Genomic DNA, 22,532 nt, shown 5'->3' with positions numbered 1-22,532 from the left:
GTATAACTACAGAGAGGAAAAGAAGATGGATATTCGATTCGGTACATTTAATCTCTACCAATTCGCTGCGCCTCCGGTGGCATGGTACGCCCCTCAGAATACGTATTCAGACAGCGATTGGTTAGACAAAAAAGCATGGGTAGCTGCGCAGCTCGATACGATGGCGTGTGATGTGGTGGGCTTTCAAGAAGTGTTTAGCCCTGACGAGCTTGAAGCCTTGGTGAACGCTGCGGGATACCCGCATTTCGCGGTGGTAGATACGCCAGCAAAAGGGGATGACGGCGACAATGTGTATGTGGGGCCTGTGGTGGCCATCGCCTCCAAATTCCCTTTGGTATCGGCGGAAAAGGTGTCATTCAATGACAACTCCAGCCAGCATTTACCGTTGAAAGAAGACACAGATTTTTCGCGTACGCCGATTCGTGCTGAAGTCCAAATCGACGGTGCAGCCAATGCGATTGTGTACGTCGCGCACTTTAAATCAAAACGTCCTGTTTCTATTCCGTCAGATGTTTGTGATAACGCAGGGTGGAATGAGCGCGTGTTGGCAGCGATGCAAGCGAGATCCATTGGCAACGTGGCGTCAATGCTTCAACGCGGTGCGGAAGCGAGCGAGCTTTACGAGAACATTTCGAAAGATTTGCATGCGTCGTCTGAGACGCCTGTGGTGTTGCTAGGGGACTTGAATGACAGTATTCATTCTATCGCCATTGAGGCCCTTTCAAACCGTGGCCGCGTGTATGACATTGATGGCGTTGCTTGGGCAGACCTGCCCATTGAGGCCAAGGTCGCAAGCTACAAACTCAAGTTATATGATGCCTTCGACATGGCCCCTAACCCTGATGGCACCCCAAGAACGCCGACCCACTATCATCGCGGCGAAGGCGGCACGTTGGATTACGTGTTTGTTTCAAATGCTCTTAATGAGAAGAACAATAGCGCTGCAGGCCGAGTGTCTGGGTTTGATGTATACGACGCCCATTTGAAGAATGATGGCGTAGGGAACAAGAAACAATCTGACCATGCGCAAGTGGTGGCGACAGTGGCTTTTAACTGATCTGTCGGTTCTTATCATGAACGAAAGCGGCCATTGCGCCGCTTTTTTAATGGGGCGCGATCTGAAGTTTTGGCCACTGCTGTAACCAGTTCTTAGTTGCAACCCTTTGTTCAAAAAGGCGCTTATCCCTTTTAGGGTTATAAGTCAGAGACAGTGAAAACAGAGACGTCAATCCAAAGGGCGCGATGCATTCATACTCCCTGTCCCCCACTTTTCGGATGCCAATCGCTGTTTCTTTTTCCGGCCAGTAACGCATAGCATCTTCACTGCTTGCGTAAGGGGCATCGCCATTTCTTAGGTGCATGTGCGCCTGATTTCGAACTTGCCAGTTAAGACTTGGCATCATGTTTTTCAGCGTTTCTTCATGCTGTAAATCGGCAGCAGTATCGACACTGATAGGGTCAAAATAGATAACATCTATGTCATTTAGCGGCGTAGGGATGTCCTTTTGATGCAGGTAATCCCACACTCGGTTGCGAACAAACCCTGCTGCGATGTATGCATCGGGAAGTGCTAACGTGAAGAGGCAATCGAGGGCTTTTTGGCGAACAGGATCCTGTAAGACGAGAGAAATAACCTTTTCATTCATGGCTAATTGTCTAACAGCCCATCCAGACCTTCGGCAACCATGGAAGGCTCGAATTCCATGATGTCATAGTCTGCCACACCCGCTTGATAGAAAGGATCTTCACGCAGAATAGCATCAAGGTGTGCGCGATCGTTGGCGCGGGCCAGAATGATCCCGCCAGTGCGCGGCACTTTGCGTCCTGATGCCAGAAAATGTCCCTCTGCGTACTGTTTTTCTAAGTATGCAATGTGCGCGTCAATGTACTGATCAACCTCAGAGAGCGCGACGGTATACGTGAGTGATACAACAAACATGGAGAGGCTCTCATCGTTAAAAAATCAGGGACTAGTTGGCTACTGAGTCGATATTTGTAGCAATGATTTGAAACGCAGAGATAAGGGTATCTCTAAACGTAGTGTCTGTAATGAAGACCGCAAGAATGATGGAGGAGATGCCAATACCCATAATGGCGTACTCTACAGCGGTAACCCCTGATTGATCCTTCATATAGCGGTGAGCGAGTTGAGTTAAGGCTTTCATATTTTTATCTCGACAACTGACGGCAGATTCTGATCTATAAGTAAACAGGGGTATTCGTCCTGAATGACCCCGTTTACTACAACCCGATTAGCGTAGCCACTAAGTTTATAATCTTCCAATAATAAACCAGAATTCTTAGATTTATTAACGCGAAATCAAACTCTTATGATGGTGGTGGCATATCTTTTCGTATGAATTTTAACCGCTCAGACGCGGCGCACCTCAGTGCAATATCGTTCAATACTTAGCGATACGCCTAACGTATTCTCAAACACTCAAGAGAAGGATAGATAGGTGTGGTTGTGATGGAAAATATCCTTGTCGCCATGGCGACATTCGCGTTTGTTGGCGCTGTAACGCCTGGGCCGGTTAATATTCTGGCGACCAGCACGGCGATTAACTTCGGCGTGCGTGAAGCTGTTAAACATGTAGTGGGTGCATCGGTCGCGTATGCAGCGGTGGTGTTTTTCTCTGGCAGTGTCATGCAACTGTTGTTGTCGTTGCTGCCCAAGATGGAATTGGGCATGCGTGTTTGCGGGAGCGTGTATTTGTTCTATTTGGCGTACAAGATTTTTACAGCGCCAGTATCAGGCATTGATGCGTCGAAAAAAGGGCGTTCAGGGCTATGGACAGGGTCTCTCACGCAACTGCTGAATCCAAAGGCATGGTTGGTTGCGATGTCTGGCATCAGTTTGTTTGTGGTGGGGCAGGATGATGAACAAACTTACCTCATGTTATTTACCTTGGTGTCTTTGGTCATTTGTTTGATAGGCGTCGGGGTATGGGCGGTTATCGGCACCGTTTTGGCTAACTACCTTGATAATCCTGTCCAACAGCGTCACTTTAATAGAGTGATGAGTGTGTTGCTTGCTGTGTCAGTCACTATGATGTGGCTTTGAACGCCATCAGTCATCATTTGCATCGGGCGAGGGAAGGTTCAAGGGTTTTGCGGAAGGACGTTGAGCACGCATGAAGAAGGATAAAAGCGCCAGTTTTAAGCAAAGCACATTGCTGCCTTGGGTTGAACTGCGTGTCGCCAATCAAAGCGCTGCTTGTTATGAAGCGCATTCGCACGATGAGTTTTCTTTCGGGATCATTCAGCAGGGCAGTGCCAACTACAAAAACCGGCAGACGACGCATGCGATCGGCAAAGGGGATGTGGTGACGATTAACCCCGCTGACGTGCATTCCTGCAACCCTAACGTGGGGACTTGGTCTTACAACATGTTGTTTGTGGATACCCTCAAAATGGGCGATGTTCAGCGTGATGTGTTACAAAGCGACGCACACGATTACACCCCGTTTATTTATGATCTTGAACGTAGTCCCGACATTCAGCAGCGTTTTAGTGCTTTGTTTGAGGCATTGAAAAGCGACGCGAGTGTGCTGCATGCTCAGGTATGCTTTTATGATTTTATCGAGGGCATTTTAGGGAAACAGCAGCAAGACTCACTCAGAGTGATGATGTCTCAACCCCCGCTTATGCGCATTCGAGAGCGGCTCTTGGATGATATTGAACACACACATCAGTTAGATGAGCTGGCACAGGAAGCGGGCATGAGCCGCTATCAACTGCTTCGCGCTTTCAAACATCAATTTGGTTTACCACCGCATGCTTATTTGATGGATGAGAAAATAAAACGCGCCAAAATCATGCTTAAATCGGGCGATGATATTTCTGATGTTGCACTCAGGCTCGGTTTTTCAGATCAAGCCCATTTCCAACGCCAATTCAAAAAGAAACTCGCCGTTACGCCGAAGTTTTATCAATCGCACTTCGTGATGAAATAACCTTAGATGTTCGTTGGGCAGGTCGCTGCAAAGGTATGCTGCGGCGCTAGCACGGCGGCAATTTTCTCATCCGCTTCATCACTGCCGAGCTTCTTGGCCTCAAAGAAATAACTCACCGATTTCATGATGTCTTTTTCGACGATCACGCCGCGGTTGTGCCAGTCAGCCAGAATCAGGTTTGCGTGAATGTTTTGTTTTCCGGCTTGTTCAAGGTAGTAATCACGCACAAGGGCGATATCGCTTTCTGTGGCGTTACCCAATTCCAATTGTGCGATGAAGTTCTTTAGCCCGCGCTGGTGGCCCTGGCTGGCGGCTTTTGCGTACCAAGTCACCGCCTCCTCAGCGCTTTCTGGCGAGTTTTCCTCGAGATATACCCCGTAGTTGTTTTGCGCACAAAAATGCCCATTTTCTGCCGCGGTTTTTAGGTAGCGAATACGAGCCTCGTCATCATAAAGTGGACTTTCTTTATTGGCATGAAGGCTGGAGAGAAACCAATTCGCGAGGTTTTCATTGTTGTCTGCGGCATCAAGCAACAATGCCTTGGCCTTTTCCTCGTCCGTGTCTAACCCTCCCATGCCATACATATAGGCTGCGCCTAATCGCATTTGTGCCCGTTGATTGCCTTGTTCATAGGCCAATTGATAAAGCTCAACCGCTTTTACTGCGTTTTCTTCAACACCGTCACCAAACTCATAGAGCTCCCCAAGGTATGTTTGACCTTTTGCATTGTTCTGGTCGGCGGCGAGTTGATAGTGCTTAGCGGCGGTTTGAGCATTTTTTTCAACGCCATCCCCATATCGGTAAAGTATGCCTAGATTGACGTGAGCCGATGAATTTTTCAGCTCGGCCGAGCGTGAATACAATTCAAAGGCTTTGTTCAAATCTTTGGGTACGCCTTCGCCTATCTCATATTGCCACCCAAGGTTATTGAGGGCAGAGCTGTGCCCATTGTCGGCAGCTTGCTGAAGTAACGTAATGGCTTTATTAAGGTTTTTAGCCACCCCTTCCCCTTTTCGATAGAGAATCGAAAGGTTGTTTAGTGCCGAGGAATGACCTTGGTCGGCAGCCAGTGTGTAGAGCGAAACCGCGCGCTTAGGATCTTTCTCAACGCCTAAACCTTTGCTGTAGCAATAAGCCAGCGCCCATTGTGCAGAGTCTTTTTCTTGATTTGCCGAGAGGGTGTAAAAATGCACCGCTTTTTCTAAGTCAATCTCAGCGCCTTTTCCAAAGCGATACATATCCCCCAAGTGATATTGGGCATCAGCATCGCCTTTATTTGCCGCCAGCGAGAATAGGTTCATGGCGGCAGCTAAATCTATGGGAACGCCGTCGTCACCATATTTATACAAGAGAGCCAATTCATATTGTGCGGGGACGTACCCCTGGTTTGCGGCGAGCGTATAAAAATACTCGGCTTTCACAGCGTCTTTTGGTAGGTTTTCTCCTGCCTCATAGATGGCCCCTAAATTGGTTTGCGCCCAAGCAATCCCTTTCCATGCCGCGCGCTCATAGAGGGAGATAGCCCTCTTCTCATCTTTCGCCACGCCGACGCCATTATTGGTTAGCCAACCCAAGGTATATAACGCTTCAGCATGATCTACTGCGACCAATCTGTTGAGTTGAGGTAACGCTTTAGTCGCCCAATACTGTGCGCCATCCTCATCTTTTGGCCCAATTAACCCGCGCCATAGAAACTTGGCTACGGCTGCCTGAGCAAGGGGGTTTTCATCATTTGCCGCTTCGAGATAGGCAACATATGCCGCTTCATCGTCGTTACCGTGGAAATACTCACGTTGACCGATTTTAAAGTTTTCATCATCAAGGTAATCGGTATCACTGGATTTAGCGGTGAGGTATTCGTAGAAAGAGACAATGGGTGGAACGGCTTGAGACAAGGCGATAACCACCGCCGTGATGATAATGATGGATGCACCGATGGGGTGGTTAGCGACGCGCTTTTTTAGGCGAGAAACCAAATCATCTTGTGGGGGATCGGCGACGTGATTTTCATCGATATCATGGTGGCTCATGCAACAACTCCCAACGACATATCTCATCAAATACAGTAAACAGTATTGATGTGAACGTTGGAGTCGGATGTCTATATTTCAGGAATATGAGGCGTTGAAAGCTATGCAACCATGTGATTTTAAGCAACAAAAAAGAGCCCAAATACGTTGGGCTCTTTTGTGTTTTTTGCGTTAGCGCTAAGCGCTTAGCAATTAGTCTTCTGAGGTGGACGCAATCTTGTGAATGGCCAGGTCAGCACCGCTGTATTCGTCTTCTTCGGTCATGCGAATACCCGCCGTTTTATCTACCGCCGTGTAAACAATCCAACCGCCTACGAAGGCAATGACAACACCTGCAATGGTGCCGATGAGCTGAGACATAAAGCTCACACCACCAAGGCCACCCAACGCTTCTAAGCCGAAGATGCCCGCCGCAAGGCCACCCCACATACCACACACACCGTGCAGTGGCCAAACACCCAACACGTCATCAATCTTGAAGCGATTTTGGGTCAAGGTAAACAACCAAACAAATAACGCACCTGCAACACCACCGGTGAAGAGCGCACCAATTGGGTGCATCAAGTCAGAGCCCGCACACACAGCTACCAATCCGGCGAGTGGACCGTTGTGAAGGAAACCTGGGTCATTTTTACCTACTACGAGTGACGCAACGATGCCGCCGACCATTGCCATTAAGGTGTTCACCGCAACCAAACCGCTGATGCCGTCGAGTGTTTGCGCGGACATGACGTTAAAGCCAAACCAACCGATGGTAAGAATCCATGCGCCAAGGGCAAGGAAAGGAATGTTTGAAGGGGCAAATGCAATCAAACGGTCGCCACGGTAGCGGCCTTTACGCACACCGAGAATGAGCACGGCTGCGAGTGCAATCCACCCGCCCACAGCGTGGACGACGACTGAGCCTGCGAAATCATGGAAAGCCGCGCCAAATGTCGCTTCTAGCCAGTCTTGGAAACCAAAGTTACCGTTCCAGATAAGACCTTCGAAAAACGGATAAACAAATGCCACGATGGCCGCTGCTGCAATCAGCATTGGCGTAAACTTCGCGCGCTCTGCGACACCACCCGAAATAATGGCTGGGATGGCGGCGGCGAAAGTCATCAAGAAAAAGAATTTAACTAACTCATAGCCGTTGTTGGCGGAGAGGGTTTCTGCGCTGCTGAAAAAGGTGGTGTCATAGGCTACCCAGTAGCCAATGAAAAAGTAAGCGAGGGCTGAAAAACCGAAGTCTGACATGATTTTAACCAGTGCATTCACTTGGTTACGGTGTCTGACGGTGCCGACTTCTAAAAAGGCAAATCCGGCGTGCATGGCTAGAACCATGATGGCACCCATCAAGATAAAGAGCGTGTTCGCGCTTTCGGTCAGCGTTTGAATCGCGCTACTGATATTTTCCACAATGTTTTCCTCTACTTCCTTGAGAACAAATTTTCCTAGTGGGTGTTTAAGCACGAATCGTGCCGAGTTGCTCAAGCAGGGTGCATGGAAACACCAATAAGGTGCATATTGTTTTTAAAGTATTGATATTAAAGGAATATAAAATCACGTCACATTGAATGAATTGCACTAATCGTTAACGTGCGCATAACGTTGAATGCATCATGCTTGTGCAATGAAAAGGTGTTGTGCGCACCAAAATGGTGCTTTAGCAGGAAAGCCGAATAGGTAAGATGGTTTAGGCGGTATGTGTGTTGTCGATTTCAAGATCAAAGAAAGCACACTCGCGATGGGCAAGTATGCTTATCTGGGTCAGTAAACGTTCTGGTGCAATGCGTTAAATTGCGTTCCAGTTACTCAATTCAACATTATCACCACGATAAAGCAACGTGCTGCTTGGGTCATTGGTCTCAGTGACTAATAACTCCGAACTGTTTTTCAGTACCTTCCATTCTGTTGGGCTCATAACACGAGTGTCGTTAATGCGTCTGAGTGTGTCGATGGGTTGCAGTTTTCCACTCGCTTTATCACGCATCCATACCATTGCAGTTTCTGAGGGTAGATTTGTTTCCCGTAGGTTTCGCTGTAAACGGATCGTTGATTCACCAGGCTTCGTCCCTTTATACGCGACCAGCGCGAACTGATTCTCACCAATATTGGACGACATCATCGCGAAGTAGGCTGCAGGTTGAACGAGCGAAATCAGAGACGTTGTCTGTGTGGATTCGCTTGTAGGGATGAGAGGAGCAGTCGACACAATGGGCCTGAGGAACAACCCCAGCATGAGCGCACACGCAAACCCCACAGGCGTAAACCATGTCGGCCACAGGCGACTCCGTTGGTTTTTGGCTAGATTTGGAGCGTCTCTTTGTGTGCTTGGGAACAACGCGAAAGAAATGTGCTCCCATACCTTTTTGGGGGCGGGGGAAAACCCTTGTTCGTCGAGGAGATCATCCATCGAAGGGGTTAATCCACTAAAGTGTTTCTGCCAATGAGCGATGGACTCCCACCAAGTTGGATCTTGTTGAATCAATTGTTCGAGTCGACGGCGAACGCGCGGTGTCAACGTGCCTAAAACATACTGCGCAGCGAGTCTGTCGCGAACCTCGAGTGACGCGTAGCGTTTTGCTGTTATTCGGTTAGGCATCGTTTCAACTCCTGTAGTCCGCGTCTGATCCACGATTTTACCGTACCCAGCGGAGAGTTTGTGTACGCAACGATTTCTTGGTGTGTCATGCCGTGTTGGTAGGCGAGCACGATGACGTTGCGCTTTTCATATGGCAACGCCTCGAGACACAGATCGAGGCGTTGAGGCTCATTTGTATTTGTAGATGATGGGCTGTCATCCGCGACCATTTCTTGGGAAAGAAACGTTGGATCCGCATCGTTTTGTTGTCGCCGTCGTCGTTGGCGTAGCTCATCAATGGCAAGGTTCCGCATGATTTGGCAAATCCACGCCCACGGGTGTTCAACCGGGTGACGCTTGCTACTAAACCAGAGCTTTAAAAAACCTTCTTGGAGGAGGTCTGCAGCGAGTTGGTCATCTTTCACGATGGATTTTACTAAGCTGAAAAGTCGCGCATTCGTCAGAGCATAAAGCGCTTCGAAAGCCTCTCGGTCTCGAAGCGCTATGCGTGAGAGTAGCGATGTTAGTTGCTGTTTATCGACGCTCACTGTATGTCCTTATCGCTCCACGATATGCCAAACGTTCTTCACACCATCACCGGTCGTGTCGCCTGGCTTCTTATCTTTAAACCATAAATACAATGGCTGGTTATTGTGCATCCATTGGTAGGTACCATCCGTTCTTTCTGTGATACCAAACCCGCCTGTAAAAGACAGTGAATCAATGCCTTGAGATGTGATGGTTGACGAAACAAGTGCAGGTGGCCATTTCACCGCGCAATCGCCATAACAGACTGACTTTCCGTCCATGTCTTTATCAAAGGTATAGAGGGTGAAGTTATTCTCATCAACAAGAATACGAGTTTTTCCCGTGTTGTAGAGCTTGAGAGAAACATCATCGGCGCGCGCGAGTGGCCAAACGCCTTTAATGCCCGCGCCAGAAATATCGCCGCGTTTTTTGTCTTTTATCCAGCGATAGAGAGGCTGGCCATCTTTCGCCCACTGCTTGCTGCCATCAGCCCGACGAATCGTTGAAAAGCCTTCTTCTTCAGCAAAGAGTGCGTTGTTTGCTTGGTCTGCGAGCAATGGTGGCCATTTTGCGGCACATCCGTCATTGCAATTTGACACGTTTGGCACATCCTTCGCAAAGGTATACAAGGTTCTACCCTTTGCATCGACATAGACGTCGCCAATGTCAGTCTCTTGTGTGATCGCAGCGGCAGAGGCCAGCGCTGGAAAAAGTAGAGCCAATAAAGTCCAGTATTTCATTTATTTATCCTTTCAAAGTACTTCGGTGTCGAAGTGGTAAGCGCATTGCTTTTTCTCACGGCCATGTGAAAAGAGTTTTCAAGATAAGAGACGACGGGGTTTGGGATTTAGATGCAGGGCAGATGAAAAAATAGGGATAAGAAGGAAAGCAAGGTCAGAAGTATTTGTTGAAAAGAGGCGTTATGTCGATACAAAAAAGCCCAAGTCCTCAGTGATAGATTTCTTGAGCTTTAGGCGCTGACGCTACATTCAGCTTTTGTCGAGGGTTACTTGGCGTTCAATGCTGCGCGGATAAAACCATTGTGTTGTTCAAGGCGCGCTTTTGCTTCTGATGCATCAATCTCTGCCAATAGCATCAAGATGGCGGTCTTACAGTGGCGATTGCAAGCATTGAGCGCAGCTTCCGCTTCTTCGGGGCTTGCGTCTGTCGCTTCCACGACAATGTTCACTTGTCGTTGTACCAATTTGGCGTTAGTGGCTTCCACATCGACCATCAAGTTGCCATACACCTTACCACTGCGAATCATTGCCCCGCTGGTGAGCATGTTGAGCACTAACTTCTGCGCCGTGCCCGCTTTCATGCGCGAAGAGCCTGTGACCACTTCTGGGCCAACGATGGGAGTGATGGCGATATCTGCTTCTTCTACCATTAGACACTGCGGGTTACACGCGATGGCGACGACGGTTGCCCCCACTGTTTTTGCATAGCGCATACCGCCCAACACATAAGGTGTTCTGCCACTTGCAGCAATGCCGACCACGACGTCGTTGCTTGTCAGAACCAGTTCCTCAAGGTTGCGTTGACCCAACTCGGCATTATCTTCGGCATTTTCAACCGCTTTCAAAATCGCAGGGTGACCACCCGCAATTAAGCCGACAACCATCTCGGGTTTTGTGCCATAAGTAGGCGGGCATTCGCTGGCGTCTAAAATACCGAGTCGGCCTGATGTGCCCGCGCCCATGTAAATCAAACGACCCTGGTTTGCGAAGGCGTGTGTAATCGCATCGACCGAGCGGACGATATTGGGAAGTTGCGTTTCCACTGCGAGCGCAACCTTTTGATCTTCCTGATTGATCACCTTGAGCATGTCCAGCGTCGATAAGGTGTCGATGTGTGCACTGGCGGCATTTCGGCTTTCGGTCACCAAGCGGGTTAAATCAATCTTCATTGTGGATCTCTCGTCATCATGATGGTGACCAGTATTCCTTATTGGGCTGGGAAACCACAACGATTTTTTCCTCAATTCGCAAAGCTGAAATGCAAGAGACTGTGCCTGATTTGGTTTTGGTGAATCCGCCTTGTCGTGGCTTAGAAAAAGCGCTCGTCAGGCAGTTGGTCGCGCTTGCCCTGCAACATATTCACTATTCAAGCTGCAATCCAGAGACCTTGTATGAAGATATTCAAGAAATGCCGTCTTACGTGGTAAAACGTCTGCAATGGTTCGATATGTTCCCTCACACTGAGCATACTGAAGTGATGGTGTTGTTAGAAAAATAATAAAGAAGGGGTAGGGTATATATTCAAGCGCTTTAAGCGTCAGAAAACATTGAATTTATAATAAAGGCGACAAGTTGTCTTTAAAGCCATTTTCGTCTTAATTGAAATAAAAAAGGCCATGAATATATCGAGTTTATTCATGGCCTTTTTTTGTATTCCAATTTTCTATACAAAAAATAGTGTTCAAGCAAAGGGGTGCTCAGTCATTTTTGCCGCCACAGCGCAGGTTAAATAAAGATAGTAACCTTAGTTGTTGATAATTTTAGACATATCAAGTTCGTTATTATTTATTCATAAATGGTTACTTATTTAGGCGTTTTGTTGCGAGTCATATCACTTACTTCTTATTTCATGTTCAACGTCATTCATATATTACTAAAAAGGTGAATCGTATTTTCGATTCCATATTTTAGTTGTGAACTTAGGAAAAATAATGAATAAGAAACGGACGATCGCATTGGCAATTAGCGCTGCTATTGCTTTTTCAGGGGCTGCATCAGCAGCTGATAGATATTACGAAAACCGTTGGCTCTTACCTGGAGACCCACTTCTCGCGCACCAATGGAACTTATTGAATAATGGCCAAGCGGCATTTTCTGCCGAAGGTGGCCGTTCTGGTTACGATTTAAACTTGTGGCAGACGCACTTATTTGGCTATCAAGGTCAGGGTGTCACTGTCGCGGTGGTGGATGATGGACTTGAAATTGCTCACCCCGATCTCGCGAGAAATGTAAAACCGGGTTCTTGGGATCTGGTGAATAACGATGATGATCCGACGCCTTGGGATCCGAATGCGTCTCACGGCACCTCAGTGGCTGGGATCATTGCGGCCGTGGGGAATAATGGCGAAGGGGTCCGTGGCGTAGCACCGCAAGCGGGCTTGAAAGGCTACAACTACTTAGAAGAGCAATCACTACAAAGTTGGTTGATTGCACACGGTGCTGATGCACGTTCAAGTGATGCGCGTGTGTTTAACCAAAGCTATGGAGGAAACGCTCTCTTTAGCATGCCTTACGATTTAGAAAACGACTTATCACTCGCCCTCCAAGATTCGGTTTACCAAGAACAAAGTACCACGGCACATCAGGGGCGTGGTGCTCTGTATGTCAAATCTGCGGGTAATGGTTTTGGTCGAACGGGCATTACTCTGGGTGAGACCACATACCGCATTCAACCGAAAGATTTCGACACGGCTGATGTACCCAATGAAGGCCTACCTTGGCAAAACAGCAACCTCTCTGCGAACAATTCAAACTACTGGAACATGACCGTGAGTGCGCTTAACGCTGATGGCGAGCTTGCGTCTTACTCATCCGTTGGTAGCAACGTCTTTCTGACATCTCCAGCTGGTGAGTTTGGTCGAGACAAGCCCGCGCATATCACAACAGACTTAACGGGCTGTGATCGTGGTTATAACACCATCGAAAAAGCAGATCGTAATGGGCTACATGGCGGCACAGCGGAGGATCCAAACTGTAACTACAACGGTGTTATGAATGGTACGTCTTCTGCCGCGCCAAACGCATCGGGTGCTGCGGCGTTGCTGATGACTGTTCGCCCTGATCTTTCTCAGCGCGATATTCGCCACCTTCTCGCGACGACAGCAAGTAAGGTTGATCCTACGCACACGGACACACTGATTAGCTATGTCACAGCGTCGGGGGTTACGCGCACCGTGACAGGCTTTGAAGGTTGGTCAACCAATGCGGCGGGTTATGATTTCAGTCCTTACTACGGTTTTGGATTGATTGATGTGGACAAAGCCATGTTTGAAGCGCGTTTGCATCAGCCACTCCCGCCACTTCAACTCACGGAATGGAAAGCCAGCGAAGCCAATGTTGTGGTGCCTGATGCGGGTGATGACGCCGTGGGCGATAGTATCGTTGTAGCAGACAATCTGATTGTTGAATCTGTGCAGGTGAAAGTCGACATTGACCACGAACGTACCACGGATTTGCTGATTGAATTGGTATCCCCTTCGGGCACAAGCAGCGTGTTGATGTCACCTCGAAACAGCATGATTGGACGCTCTTTCCTTATCGGATTAGGCCAGCAACCTGGCGATGAAAGCCGTGGTTACCGCGATCATCTTATGCTTAGCCACAAGTTTTATGGCGAGCAAGCCTCGGGTGAATGGCATCTGCGAGTGACGGACACCAGCAGTGCGTTTGATTATTGGGTACTGAAAAACCGTTCTGATGAATCTGAGATTTATTACTTTGGTAATGAGAACAATAGTGTACCTGGCGTGATTAATGATTGGTCGATACGTCTAATCGGTCATCAAGGATAAGAAGGAGAGCACAATGAAAGCGAAAACGATTTTATTTACTGCGGCATTGTTGTCTGCGCCAGTACTCGCAAACACGGTATCGCCGTCTGACTTGGGTTTATCAACACCACAAGGCGAAGCCGTTGTGATTAATGGTAAAACCTTCTACAAAAATGCACCTCAGGCGTTTTCTTTGCGTGCCCTGTTCGGTTTTGAAGATGCCCCAGACGTGTATGCAGGTGAAACTTTGACAGACTCGACAGGTTTGGTTTCCCATACAACCAGCGGGTTAATACTCATCAAAGCAGACAAAGAAACGGCGCAATCTGCTGCAAAGCAAGAAGGATTAACCTTGGTGTCGCATGTCGGCAGTATTGCAGTATTAAAAGCCGATAACGATACGGAACTCACTGAGTTGGTATCGCAATTAGACGCGCAAGGTTTGAAAGCACAGTTAGAGCTGTTTAACTCGACATTACAACCTGAGTAAAGCACCTCACTAACGTCATACTTATGACAAGGCCACCTCTTCATCGTGACAGTTAACGTTGAAGTGGTGGCTTTTTTTCTTCAGGAAGTCTTGAATGATAATCTCGATTACTCAAGCGAGCGGGTTATTAGCCCACTCCTTTTCGTTTTGGAAGTCATCGACTAGTTGCGGAAGTAATCGATCACCTGAATCTCATGTGGCTTTGCACCGCCTAGCAGTGTTACGTCAAATTGGTACAGGGATAATCGATTGATCGCCTCTTCGGGTTGTCTGAAAACGTCGATGCCTTCTAGCTTTTTAAACGGCTGATCTGCGCCGTAATACATGTTGAGAGTGATTGTCTTCGGTGTGTTTGTCGTTAGTTCAAATCGGCATATCCCTGTTGGACACACAACATCAAACTGAGTGTCTGATTGCTGCGTTATCTGCTCAATGCCTTGAATGGGCGTTGCTGAGATGCTGTCCTTGCCGTTCAGAAGGCTTTGCTGGCTGCAACCCATCAAAAGTGTGCTGCCAAGTAGTGCCATGGATAGCATGATTTTCTTGGTCATTTTGTTCTTATCCTCTTTTCTGCTCAACGCAACATTTGCTCGAATAGCGCATTCAAATAGCAAGTCATTCCATGTGCAAATTTCACATCCACGTCGTGCTCAACGTGCATCGTTTTTCTCTGCACGCTCTAGTGTGCATTCTTATGCTCTCATTGACCAACAAAATAGACTGTTTTATCGACAAGAATGCTGTTTAACATGATGATTTAGCTTTGTTTTTTTGATGTTTTTATCTGCAATAGTCTCACTAATGTGGAAGTAATATCGCCAATGAGAAAAAACGCCTTGCACCAAGATCAATGAATTGCATATTGCTGGCTGCGACTTCTTGATAACTAGATGAAAATTGGATCTGAATCACATAATTCTAAATAGAACGATCAGGGACAATTTATGAAATTAACACTTTTGTCATTGCTTATAGGAAGTGCGTTAGTCAGCCTGCCGGCACTTGCAGAAAACACCACATTGATGTCTTTGGGAGAGCAAACCCGTGCTTCACTCGAAAATATGCAGCAGTTGGCGCAAAATCCCGCCAATGTTGTTGAGCGAGAGGGTCGTCGTTTTCTGACATACCAAGGAAAAGAGTACTGGTTGAACCACGATAATTTCCCGCGTTTCCCACTCAATGATACCAACGGCGAATTCAGCACCGCGTTTCCATTTGTAGATGCTGATTGGGAATATGTGCCCTACAACGGTGGCTTCTATCTGATGCACCGCGAATGGGGTGTGATGACCGCTGATGATACGGGTTGTTATGTTGAGTACATTCCCGCTGCACGTGGCTCGCAGCATGATGATGGCAGTTACATTTGGGAAAGCGACATGGTGCTCCGCACGGTGATGTCCGACTGTGGTGGCATCGCAACCCCTGATATCACAGAGCTTCAAACCGCCTCTGTTTCTGATAAGGGCGCTCAACTGGCGTGGAAAGCGACCAGTGAAGATGCGAAATACAACATCGCGATCACTACCCATCCTGAGAATGCATCTTCCATCACGTTTAACTACAAAGCGACGGGTTCCCACTTTTACATTGGCGATCTTGAACCGGACACTGAGTACGACGTAGTGCTAAAAGGCTGTAATGCCTTGAGCTGTGACACAGAACAGTTGACCTTCAATACCTTGCCTGCTCGTTTGAGTTACAACGATAGCCGCGACGCGCAAAACCATCTGTTGGGTAACTTACGTGGACACGTGAACTTCGCCCAAACACACACCAGCGTGATGCCGAATGGCAACGATGATTTGCGTCATCCGAACCTGGTGATGGATCGTGCAGCACAATTGTTAGTGACGCCTTCTCAATACGGCATTCACCAATTGTGGGTCGATGTCGCCGTTGATGGTGTCAGCATGGGACGTTTCCCTATGCAGCCACCAAGTGCCTTGGCAGACACGGATCAGATCAAAACCGATCGTAGCAAAGTGGTGTTCTCTCACCATGCATGGAGCTTCCCACTGAGCTGGGAATGGATGAAGCCGGGCTTATCCCTGCGTTTCAGCGATAACCGAGGCCGCGAAGGCGATCTCACCAGCGACAGCTTGGTCTTTGGTGGCGCACCTGAGATGGTGATCCAAAACATCGATATCGGCATGCTCGTTGAACCGCGTGACCGCTATGACATGATTCAGCAAATGCCAAAGTTGGCCACGGATTACTTCCAGAAGATCCCCGTGTCCAAGCTGGTGATGGCAGATTACACCCCAGTCCACTTGAAAAAAGTCACCCTACCAAACGGCAAGGTGTATACCAAAGCCAGTGAGTATGAAACGCCGGGATGGCACGGTGGTGACATGCGTGAATACGTCGGTAAGCGCCTGTTCTCTATCGGTATCAATAACGCTAACTTCGGCGTCACCGATACAGCGGGAGGAAACGCTAGCTGGCCGCGCCCATTTAGCCACATCACCTCGCACAACAGCCGCGGACGATACTTGGCGAAAGATGCAGAAACCGGCGTAGTCACCTCGAAAGTTGTACAACACGGCGGAAGCGGTGGTGGCGGCATTGTGACGCTCGATGCAACACGCGGAAATGAATGGTCTCACGAGTTAGGCCATAACTACGGCCGAGGACACCATCCTCAGGGCTACTCCATCCATGATATGGAATCCGGTTGGGGTTGGGATGCACGCTACAAGCGCTTCATCGGTAACCTGCACTGGACGGATACACCGATCACGATGGAAAATGAAAACAGCGGTGAAATCGTCCCTCCGTTTGCTGGCGAATTCCGTTTTATGCGAGAAGCCATGGGCGGCGGTGAATACGCAAAAACGGGCCTAATCAGCCACTATACGCTTGAGCACCCAATCGCTGCGCGTGTTACGCAAGATTGGTTCAATCGCTCGAACAATCTGGACATGAATAGCAGTACTGGCTTTTCTCAGTGGGATCAAACCTCGCAGCAATATGTTGAGGTAGATTCAGACTTTACCAAGCCGGAATCAAAAGGCGTTCCAGTGATCACTGTGTTGGGTATTTACGACCCTGCAGAACAGAACGCAAGCCAGATCTATCCGTTGATCTACTCAAACTACGGTAACCTGTTTGAGCTTCCTGCGCCGAGCTATATCGAAACGCAATTGGAAGGTTGGCAATCGGTGAGCCACCTGAGCGAATCTGATCGTCTAAGCACGGAATGGCAAACCCTGAAAATTGATAATGCGCAGTTGCCTGTTTGTCAGTTCAGTTATACCAACGCAAACGGCGAGCAAGCCAACTTTGTCGGTTATGAAGATGCTAACGACAACGTGTGTCGCACGGCGCCTGAAATGTATTGGGCGGTTAACGGGCAACGCGAAAACCCTGTTTCTCCGTTAATGGATTATCAGTTGCTCTCGGCCAAAGGTGAGCACCTTGGCGCTGTCACCTATACTCCTACCGCTGCTTTGGGTGAACAAACGCTGTGTAGCTTAGATAAATCAGGCACTTCTCACGATGGCGCCGGATTTATTGCCGACGGGAAATGTCAGCAAATTGATGACGTAAAACACGTCAATGGCGCAAGATGGTCATATGCTGCTCACCAAGGTGGCATTGCGCAATATACGTTGCAGTCCCAAAAACAGTGTGAGTTGGCGGTTGAAGGCGAGAATGGCTCTGTACAGCGTATTGCGCTAGCAAGCACTCGCTACAGTAGTGGTGAAAGCAACAAGTTCCACATTAACTTGCCAATGAATAACCACCCTAAACGTATCACCCTAAGCTGTTCACATGCCGATGGTGCCGTCAGCGTGCTGGATAGCCAAGAGACGCCACGCAACCCTGCGGTGAATGATTTGGTCGGCCCAGTGATTATTGGTCAAGAGCATGGTTATGAGGCATTCGAATCAGCCTTGCCACCAAGCTGGTTCGCGCACACAGAAACCTTTGACCCTGCGGACCTGTCGAAAGCAGACCTAAACAATCTGGCGACATTGCGTTTGGGTAATGATTATCCGCATGTTTGTCGCTTCCCAATGACCGTGAGCGGCGTTGAAAAAACGCTGCACGGTTATGTTGAAGACCTCGGCAACGATGAATTCCAATGTACAGGTGGGGATGACATAACGGTAAGAGATGCAGACGGTGAACGTCCGATGTTCTCTGCTGTTAACCAGTTTGAATGGCTGTCATTGAACAACCCTGCAGGGATTGGTGAACGCGTCAAAGCCAAAGCTGGCAGCGATGCGAATCTATGTAGCTTAACCAGCGGTGGAGAATTCTACGGTGCTGGCTTTGTGAATGAAGGCGGCCAATGTGTTCAAGAACCTGAAGTGTATTGGTCAAACGGTAACCGTTGGGTTTTCTCAAGCCGACATGGTTCTTACAGTTACCAATAGTGTTTGTCGCTCATTTCTATTTTCTGTCGATAAGCGATAAGCAATAACTCGCTTCCCGCCCTCTGGCCGTTTTCGTTGTCAGCGGGCGGGATGTTTTCCCCTCCATGTAGATTGAACCTTGCGAACCTTCCTTCTTGCCTGCTTCATTTCTTCAATCGCAAAATGCTCCTTTGTTCATAACAAAATATTATTCATTTTATAAAAATCGATAATTTCAAATGCCGAGTGATCATGCGTATTCTCATCGCTATTGAGTAATAGGAGTCCGACATGACCCATGCATTGTTTCAACCGATCCAACTCGGTTCGCTTTCTCTAAAAAACCGTATTGTGATGCCTCCAATGACCCGCTCACGCGCCAGCCAACCTGGCAACGTCGCGAATGACATGATGGCCACCTACTATGCGCAGCGTGCCAGTGCGGGTTTGATTGTTGCCGAAGGCACGCAAATTTCTGAAATGGGTCAGGGGTATGCGTGGACACCCGGCATTTACAGCCAAGAACACATCGCAGGATGGCGAAAAGTCACCGATGCGGTCCATGAAAAAGATGGCGTGATTTTCGCGCAGCTTTGGCATGTTGGCCGTGTGACGCACTCTGATAACATTGGCGGACAGCAACCTATTTCATCCTCTGCATTGAAAGCAGAAAACGTGAAAGTCTTCATCGACAACGGCTCAGACGCACCGGGTTTTGTTGATGTGGTAGAACCTCGCGAAATGTCCAAAGACGACATCAAACACGTGATTGCAGAGTACCGCCAAGCAGCACTGAACGCGATAGAAGCCGGGTTTGATGGCATTGAACTGCATGCAGCGAATGGCTACTTGGTGAATCAGTTCATTGACTCTGAAGCCAACAACCGCACTGACGAATACGGCGGCAGCATTGAGAACCGTTTGCGCTTCCTAAAAGACGTGGTTGAAGCCATGGCAGACGCGATTGGTGCTGAGCGCGTTGGTGTGCGCCTTGCACCATTCACCTCGCTCAATGGCACGATCGATAGCACGCCAGTTGAAACTTATGTCGCGGCGGCGGCGTTGTTGAACACGTTGAACATTGTCTACATTCACATCGCAGAAGTGGATTGTGACGATGCACCAGAAACACCCGCCGTGTTCAAACATGCCATGCGTAAAGTGTATGACGGTGTGTTGATCTACGCGGGTCGCTACAACGGCGAAAAAGGCGAGCAAGCTATTCAAAGCGGAGAGGCTGACATGATTGGTTTTGGTCGCCCATTTGTAGCAAACCCAGACCTGCCGGAACGCATGAAAAATGGCTACCCGTTAGCACTGCACGATCCTAGCACCTTGTTCGGGGGTGCTGAAAAAGGGCTGTTGGATTACCCTGCCTACCACGCAGGCTAACAACCTCTTAGCATTAAGTTTTTGAAAGCCGCTGTTTCCGACAGCGGCTTTTTTGTGCCTAAAAATGGTGTCTCCCTGTTGAACACGCGGTTGAATGCACAGGTAGATTTGAAGCACACGCATTATTCATCTAGACTGAATGGAAACGTTTACATTGCGTGTTTACTCTTTAAACGGTGGCGAAATTACACGTTCTTGTGAATCGAACACTAAAGTAAACGCGAGTGGCGAGCCTTAAACAGACATTGCTGCGCTGTTGAAAAAACATGCCACGAATTTCGCTTGAATGGATTGAGAGAGCTGACATGGATAACACTGAATTTAATCCCGTCGATCACCCACACCGCCGTTATAACCCGCTAACGGGTCAATGGGTGCTGGTGTCTCCGCACCGTGCAAAGCGTCCTTGGAGTGGTCAGGATGAAAAGCCCTCGACAGATGTTTTACCTTCATACAGTGACAATTGCTTCTTGTGCCCCGGAAACACCCGAGTGTCTGGTGATGAAAATCCAAATTATGAAGGCACCTATGTATTTGGTAATGATTTTGCCGCTTTGATGCCAGATTCTCCGGATGCCCCTGAACCGACCAACCCCTTATTTCAAGCACAAGGTGTAAGGGGGTTGAGCCGCGTGATTTGTTTTTCCCCCGATCACAGTAAAACGTTGCCCGAGTTGCCTTTGTCAGCGATTCGCGGGGTGGTTGATACATGGAATGCGCAAATCGAAGAACTGGGTCAACAATACGTTTGGGTTCAGGCATTTGAAAATAAAGGTGAAGCGATGGGGTGCTCTCAGCCGCATCCTCACGGGCAAATCTGGGCGAACAGCTTTCTTCCAAATGAAATCGCGCGCAAAGACGTACTGCTGCGAGATTATTATCTGCAACATGGGCGTAATTTGCTGGTGGATTACGTGGAAGCGGAAATGTGCGACGGTGCGCGAACCGTGGTGGACACAGAGCATTGGTTGGCGGTTGTGCCGTATTGGGCGGCGTGGCCATTTGAAACCATGTTGCTCCCTAAAACGCACATTCGTCGCTTAGAAGAACTGACCTATGAGCAGCGTGATGATCTTGCGTTGGCAATCAAAAAGCTGACGACCTATTACGATAACTTGTTCCAGTGCTCCTTCCCGTATTCGATGGGATGGCACTATGCGCCGTTTTTTGACGCGGGGACTGACATCGAACATTGGCAATTGCATGCGTTGTTCTACCCACCTCTTCTACGAAGCGCATCGGTGCGCAAGTTTATGGTGGGCTATGAAATGTTGGCAGAAACACAGCGAGATTTAACCGCAGAACAAGCGGCCGAACGCTTACGCGCGCTGAGCGACGTGCACTATAAAACTCACATGGATTGAAGAGTAACGCGTTATCCACGCTCATAAACAGCGTGCTAGCGAGAGATAACTTTATGAAAAATATTATTCAAAACGCCAACAACGCGTTTCAGCAGGCGTTTGGCTATGACGCGACACATGCCATTCAAGCGCCAGGACGCGTGAACCTGATTGGTGAACACACAGATTACAACGATGGCTTTGTGTTGCCTTGCGCCATCAATTACCAAACCGTGGTTGCGGCTGCAAAACGAGATGACAACCAAATACGCGTGGTCGCCGTGGATTTTGATAACGAGCAAGATCAGTTCTCGCTCGATGAAAAGATTGCTTTCCTGCCTGAGAAAATGTGGGCGAATTACATTCGTGGCGTGGTTGTGTGTCTTCAACAGCGTGGCTATGACATCGGTGGTGTTGACTTGGCGGTGACCGGTAACGTTCCGCAGGGGGCAGGGCTGAGTTCCTCCGCATCACTTGAAGTGGTGATTGGTCAAACCTTCAAATTGCTGTTCCAGCTGAATGTCACGCAGGCCGATATCGCCTTAATTGGTCAGCAGGCAGAAAATGAGTTTGTGGGATGCAATTGCGGCATCATGGACCAACTTATCTCCGCGGAAGGGCTTGAGAACCATGCCTTGCTCATCGATTGCCGTTCGTTAGATACCTTGCCTGTTTCTATGCCCAGCGACATTGCTGTGGTTATCATCAATTCGAACAAAAAACGTGGTCTGGTCGACAGCGAATACAACACACGTCGATTGCAGTGTGAATCAGCAGCCCGTTTTTTTGGCGTGCTGGCATTGCGTGATGTGACCCTCGAAACATTTGAAGACAACGCTGAGCACCTGAATGAAAAAGTTGCGCGTCGCGCTCGTCATGTGATCACCGAAAATCAACGTACCTTAGAGGCTGCCGATGCCCTTCGCCGTGGTGACTTGCAGACAATGGGCGCGTTGATGGAAGCATCACATGCGTCAATGCGTGATGATTTTGAAATCACTGTAAAAGAAGTCGATACCTTGGTCGACATCGTTACATCCGTGATTGGTAAAGACGGTGGTGTGCGCATGACGGGCGGAGGTTTTGGTGGGTGTATCGTCGCGTTAGTCATGCCATCTCATGTTGACGCCATCCGTGAGGCTGTTGATACGCAATATGAAGCGTTAACGGGCTTGAAGGCCGATATTTATGTGTGTCAGGCGAAAACGGGTGCGGGGTTAGTGAAAGACGCCGCGATGGCGTAGCGTCTAGACCGCCGTACTATTAGAGGAAGAGGGATTGCGCCTCTTTCTCAACACGTCATGCTTTTCTCGCTTCTCGCTTCTCGCTTCTCGCTTCTCGCTTCTCGCTTCT

19 protein-coding genes are annotated in these 22,532 nt (G+C 48.6%); 10 read left to right on the top strand and 9 right to left on the bottom strand.

What is annotated here, in order from left to right:
• Positions 1 to 25 precede the first annotated feature (25 nt).
• A complete protein-coding gene (locus BM082_RS14705; RefSeq protein ID WP_017009234.1) occupies positions 26 to 1,057 on the top strand; it encodes an endonuclease/exonuclease/phosphatase family protein in 1,032 nt (343 codons plus the stop codon).
• Between the two features lie 46 nt (positions 1,058 to 1,103).
• Here BM082_RS14705 and BM082_RS14700 read toward each other — a convergent pair whose 3' ends face one another.
• A complete protein-coding gene (locus BM082_RS14700; RefSeq protein WP_017009235.1) occupies positions 1,104 to 1,646 on the bottom strand; it encodes a nucleotidyltransferase family protein in 543 nt (180 codons plus the stop codon).
• Positions 1,647 to 1,648: 2 nt separating this feature from the next.
• A complete protein-coding gene (locus BM082_RS14695; protein WP_017009236.1) occupies positions 1,649 to 1,939 on the bottom strand; it encodes a YciI family protein in 291 nt (96 codons plus the stop codon).
• Between the two features lie 531 nt (positions 1,940 to 2,470).
• Between BM082_RS14695 and BM082_RS14685 the strand changes: the two genes are divergently transcribed.
• Both BM082_RS14685 and BM082_RS14680 read left to right on the top strand, forming a co-directional pair.
• On the top strand, positions 2,471 to 3,064 hold the full coding sequence (locus BM082_RS14685; RefSeq protein ID WP_074927532.1) for a LysE family translocator: 594 nt from the start codon (positions 2,471 to 2,473) through the stop codon (positions 3,062 to 3,064).
• Positions 3,065 to 3,134: 70 nt separating this feature from the next.
• Positions 3,135 to 3,956 (top strand): AraC family transcriptional regulator, encoded by an 822-nt coding sequence (locus tag BM082_RS14680; protein ID WP_074927489.1) that lies wholly within the window; start codon positions 3,135 to 3,137, stop codon positions 3,954 to 3,956.
• 2 nt (positions 3,957 to 3,958) lie between these two features.
• Here BM082_RS14680 and BM082_RS14675 read toward each other — a convergent pair whose 3' ends face one another.
• The 6 genes from BM082_RS14675 to murQ form a co-directional block, all read right to left on the bottom strand.
• The gene (locus tag BM082_RS14675) at positions 3,959 to 5,986 is read right to left on the bottom strand and encodes a tetratricopeptide repeat protein (protein ID WP_074927488.1); all 2,028 of its coding nucleotides are present in this window, start codon (positions 5,984 to 5,986) and stop codon (positions 3,959 to 3,961) included.
• 192 nt (positions 5,987 to 6,178) lie between these two features.
• A complete protein-coding gene (locus BM082_RS14670; protein WP_017009241.1) occupies positions 6,179 to 7,387 on the bottom strand; it encodes an ammonium transporter in 1,209 nt (402 codons plus the stop codon).
• A 376-nt stretch (positions 7,388 to 7,763) separates the two neighbouring features.
• The gene (locus BM082_RS24970; protein ID WP_017015039.1) at positions 7,764 to 8,573 is read right to left on the bottom strand and encodes a hypothetical protein; all 810 of its coding nucleotides are present in this window, start codon (positions 8,571 to 8,573) and stop codon (positions 7,764 to 7,766) included.
• A complete protein-coding gene (locus tag BM082_RS14660; protein WP_017015038.1) occupies positions 8,558 to 9,100 on the bottom strand; it encodes an RNA polymerase sigma factor in 543 nt (180 codons plus the stop codon). The genes BM082_RS24970 and BM082_RS14660 overlap by 16 nt, the downstream gene beginning before the upstream one ends.
• Before the next feature lie 9 nt (positions 9,101 to 9,109).
• Entirely contained in the window at positions 9,110 to 9,820 is a 711-nt protein-coding gene (locus BM082_RS14655; protein WP_017015037.1) for a hypothetical protein, read from the bottom strand.
• 266 nt (positions 9,821 to 10,086) lie between these two features.
• Positions 10,087 to 10,989 (bottom strand): N-acetylmuramic acid 6-phosphate etherase, encoded by a 903-nt coding sequence (gene murQ / locus BM082_RS14650; protein WP_074927487.1) that lies wholly within the window; start codon positions 10,987 to 10,989, stop codon positions 10,087 to 10,089.
• Between murQ and BM082_RS14645 the strand changes: the two genes are divergently transcribed.
• The 3 genes from BM082_RS14645 to BM082_RS14635 all read left to right on the top strand — a co-directional run bounded on the left by BM082_RS14645 (position 10,935) and on the right by BM082_RS14635 (position 14,080).
• A complete protein-coding gene (locus BM082_RS14645; RefSeq protein WP_422111102.1) occupies positions 10,935 to 11,318 on the top strand; it encodes a class I SAM-dependent methyltransferase in 384 nt (127 codons plus the stop codon). The two genes, murQ and BM082_RS14645, sit on opposite strands and share 55 nt — an antisense overlap.
• Before the next feature lie 433 nt (positions 11,319 to 11,751).
• Positions 11,752 to 13,611 carry a S8 family serine peptidase gene (locus BM082_RS14640; RefSeq protein WP_017015034.1) on the top strand — a complete coding sequence of 620 codons (1,860 nt, stop codon included), beginning with the start codon at positions 11,752 to 11,754 and terminating at the stop codon, positions 13,609 to 13,611.
• Between the two features lie 13 nt (positions 13,612 to 13,624).
• Complete coding sequence (locus BM082_RS14635) at positions 13,625 to 14,080, top strand: hypothetical protein (protein ID WP_074927485.1); 456 nt, start codon at positions 13,625 to 13,627, stop codon at positions 14,078 to 14,080.
• Between the two features lie 161 nt (positions 14,081 to 14,241).
• Here BM082_RS14635 and BM082_RS14630 read toward each other — a convergent pair whose 3' ends face one another.
• The gene (locus BM082_RS14630) at positions 14,242 to 14,631 is read right to left on the bottom strand and encodes a hypothetical protein (RefSeq protein ID WP_017015032.1); all 390 of its coding nucleotides are present in this window, start codon (positions 14,629 to 14,631) and stop codon (positions 14,242 to 14,244) included.
• Between the two features lie 393 nt (positions 14,632 to 15,024).
• Here BM082_RS14630 and BM082_RS14625 point away from each other — a divergent pair, with 393 nt between their 5' ends.
• The 4 genes from BM082_RS14625 (at position 15,025) to galK (ending at position 22,423) form a co-directional block, all read left to right on the top strand.
• Positions 15,025 to 18,465: a M66 family metalloprotease gene (locus tag BM082_RS14625; protein WP_074927482.1), complete on the top strand. Its 3,441-nt coding sequence runs from the start codon at positions 15,025 to 15,027 to the stop codon at positions 18,463 to 18,465.
• A 270-nt stretch (positions 18,466 to 18,735) separates the two neighbouring features.
• Positions 18,736 to 19,836, top strand: a complete 1,101-nt coding sequence (locus BM082_RS14620) for an alkene reductase (RefSeq protein WP_074927480.1) — start codon at positions 18,736 to 18,738, stop codon at positions 19,834 to 19,836.
• A 305-nt stretch (positions 19,837 to 20,141) separates the two neighbouring features.
• Complete coding sequence (locus BM082_RS14615; protein WP_017009252.1) at positions 20,142 to 21,200, top strand: UDP-glucose--hexose-1-phosphate uridylyltransferase; 1,059 nt, start codon at positions 20,142 to 20,144, stop codon at positions 21,198 to 21,200.
• Positions 21,201 to 21,253: 53 nt separating this feature from the next.
• Complete coding sequence (gene galK, locus BM082_RS14610) at positions 21,254 to 22,423, top strand: galactokinase (protein ID WP_017017088.1); 1,170 nt, start codon at positions 21,254 to 21,256, stop codon at positions 22,421 to 22,423.
• Positions 22,424 to 22,532 lie beyond the last annotated feature (109 nt).

The sequence above is a fragment of the Enterovibrio norvegicus DSM 15893 genome (genome assembly GCF_900115495.1).
GTDB classification, from domain to species: domain Bacteria; phylum Pseudomonadota; class Gammaproteobacteria; order Enterobacterales; family Vibrionaceae; genus Enterovibrio; species Enterovibrio norvegicus.
Note: the sequence above shows the minus strand (reverse complement) of the source record. Positions and strands in the feature narration are given on the sequence as shown.

Excerpts from the sequence above, each read along its gene's own strand:
- BM082_RS14705 (WP_017009234.1), top strand. The coding sequence starts at position 26 with ATGGATATTCGATTCGGTACATTTAATCTCTACCAATTCGCTGCGCCT.
- BM082_RS14700 (WP_017009235.1), bottom strand. The coding sequence starts at position 1,646 with ATGAATGAAAAGGTTATTTCTCTCGTCTTACAGGATCCTGTTCGCCAA.
- BM082_RS14695 (WP_017009236.1), bottom strand. The coding sequence starts at position 1,939 with ATGTTTGTTGTATCACTCACGTATACCGTCGCGCTCTCTGAGGTTGAT.
- BM082_RS14685 (WP_074927532.1), top strand. The coding sequence starts at position 2,471 with ATGGAAAATATCCTTGTCGCCATGGCGACATTCGCGTTTGTTGGCGCT.
- BM082_RS14680 (WP_074927489.1), top strand. The coding sequence starts at position 3,135 with ATGAAGAAGGATAAAAGCGCCAGTTTTAAGCAAAGCACATTGCTGCCT.
- BM082_RS14675 (WP_074927488.1), bottom strand. The coding sequence starts at position 5,986 with ATGAGCCACCATGATATCGATGAAAATCACGTCGCCGATCCCCCACAA.
- BM082_RS24970 (WP_017015039.1), bottom strand. The coding sequence starts at position 8,573 with ATGCCTAACCGAATAACAGCAAAACGCTACGCGTCACTCGAGGTTCGC.
- BM082_RS14655 (WP_017015037.1), bottom strand. The coding sequence starts at position 9,820 with ATGAAATACTGGACTTTATTGGCTCTACTTTTTCCAGCGCTGGCCTCT.
- murQ (WP_074927487.1), bottom strand. The coding sequence starts at position 10,989 with ATGAAGATTGATTTAACCCGCTTGGTGACCGAAAGCCGAAATGCCGCC.
- BM082_RS14640 (WP_017015034.1), top strand. The coding sequence starts at position 11,752 with ATGAATAAGAAACGGACGATCGCATTGGCAATTAGCGCTGCTATTGCT.
- BM082_RS14635 (WP_074927485.1), top strand. The coding sequence starts at position 13,625 with ATGAAAGCGAAAACGATTTTATTTACTGCGGCATTGTTGTCTGCGCCA.
- BM082_RS14630 (WP_017015032.1), bottom strand. The coding sequence starts at position 14,631 with ATGACCAAGAAAATCATGCTATCCATGGCACTACTTGGCAGCACACTT.
- BM082_RS14625 (WP_074927482.1), top strand. The coding sequence starts at position 15,025 with ATGAAATTAACACTTTTGTCATTGCTTATAGGAAGTGCGTTAGTCAGC.
- BM082_RS14620 (WP_074927480.1), top strand. The coding sequence starts at position 18,736 with ATGACCCATGCATTGTTTCAACCGATCCAACTCGGTTCGCTTTCTCTA.
- BM082_RS14615 (WP_017009252.1), top strand. The coding sequence starts at position 20,142 with ATGGATAACACTGAATTTAATCCCGTCGATCACCCACACCGCCGTTAT.
- galK (WP_017017088.1), top strand. The coding sequence starts at position 21,254 with ATGAAAAATATTATTCAAAACGCCAACAACGCGTTTCAGCAGGCGTTT.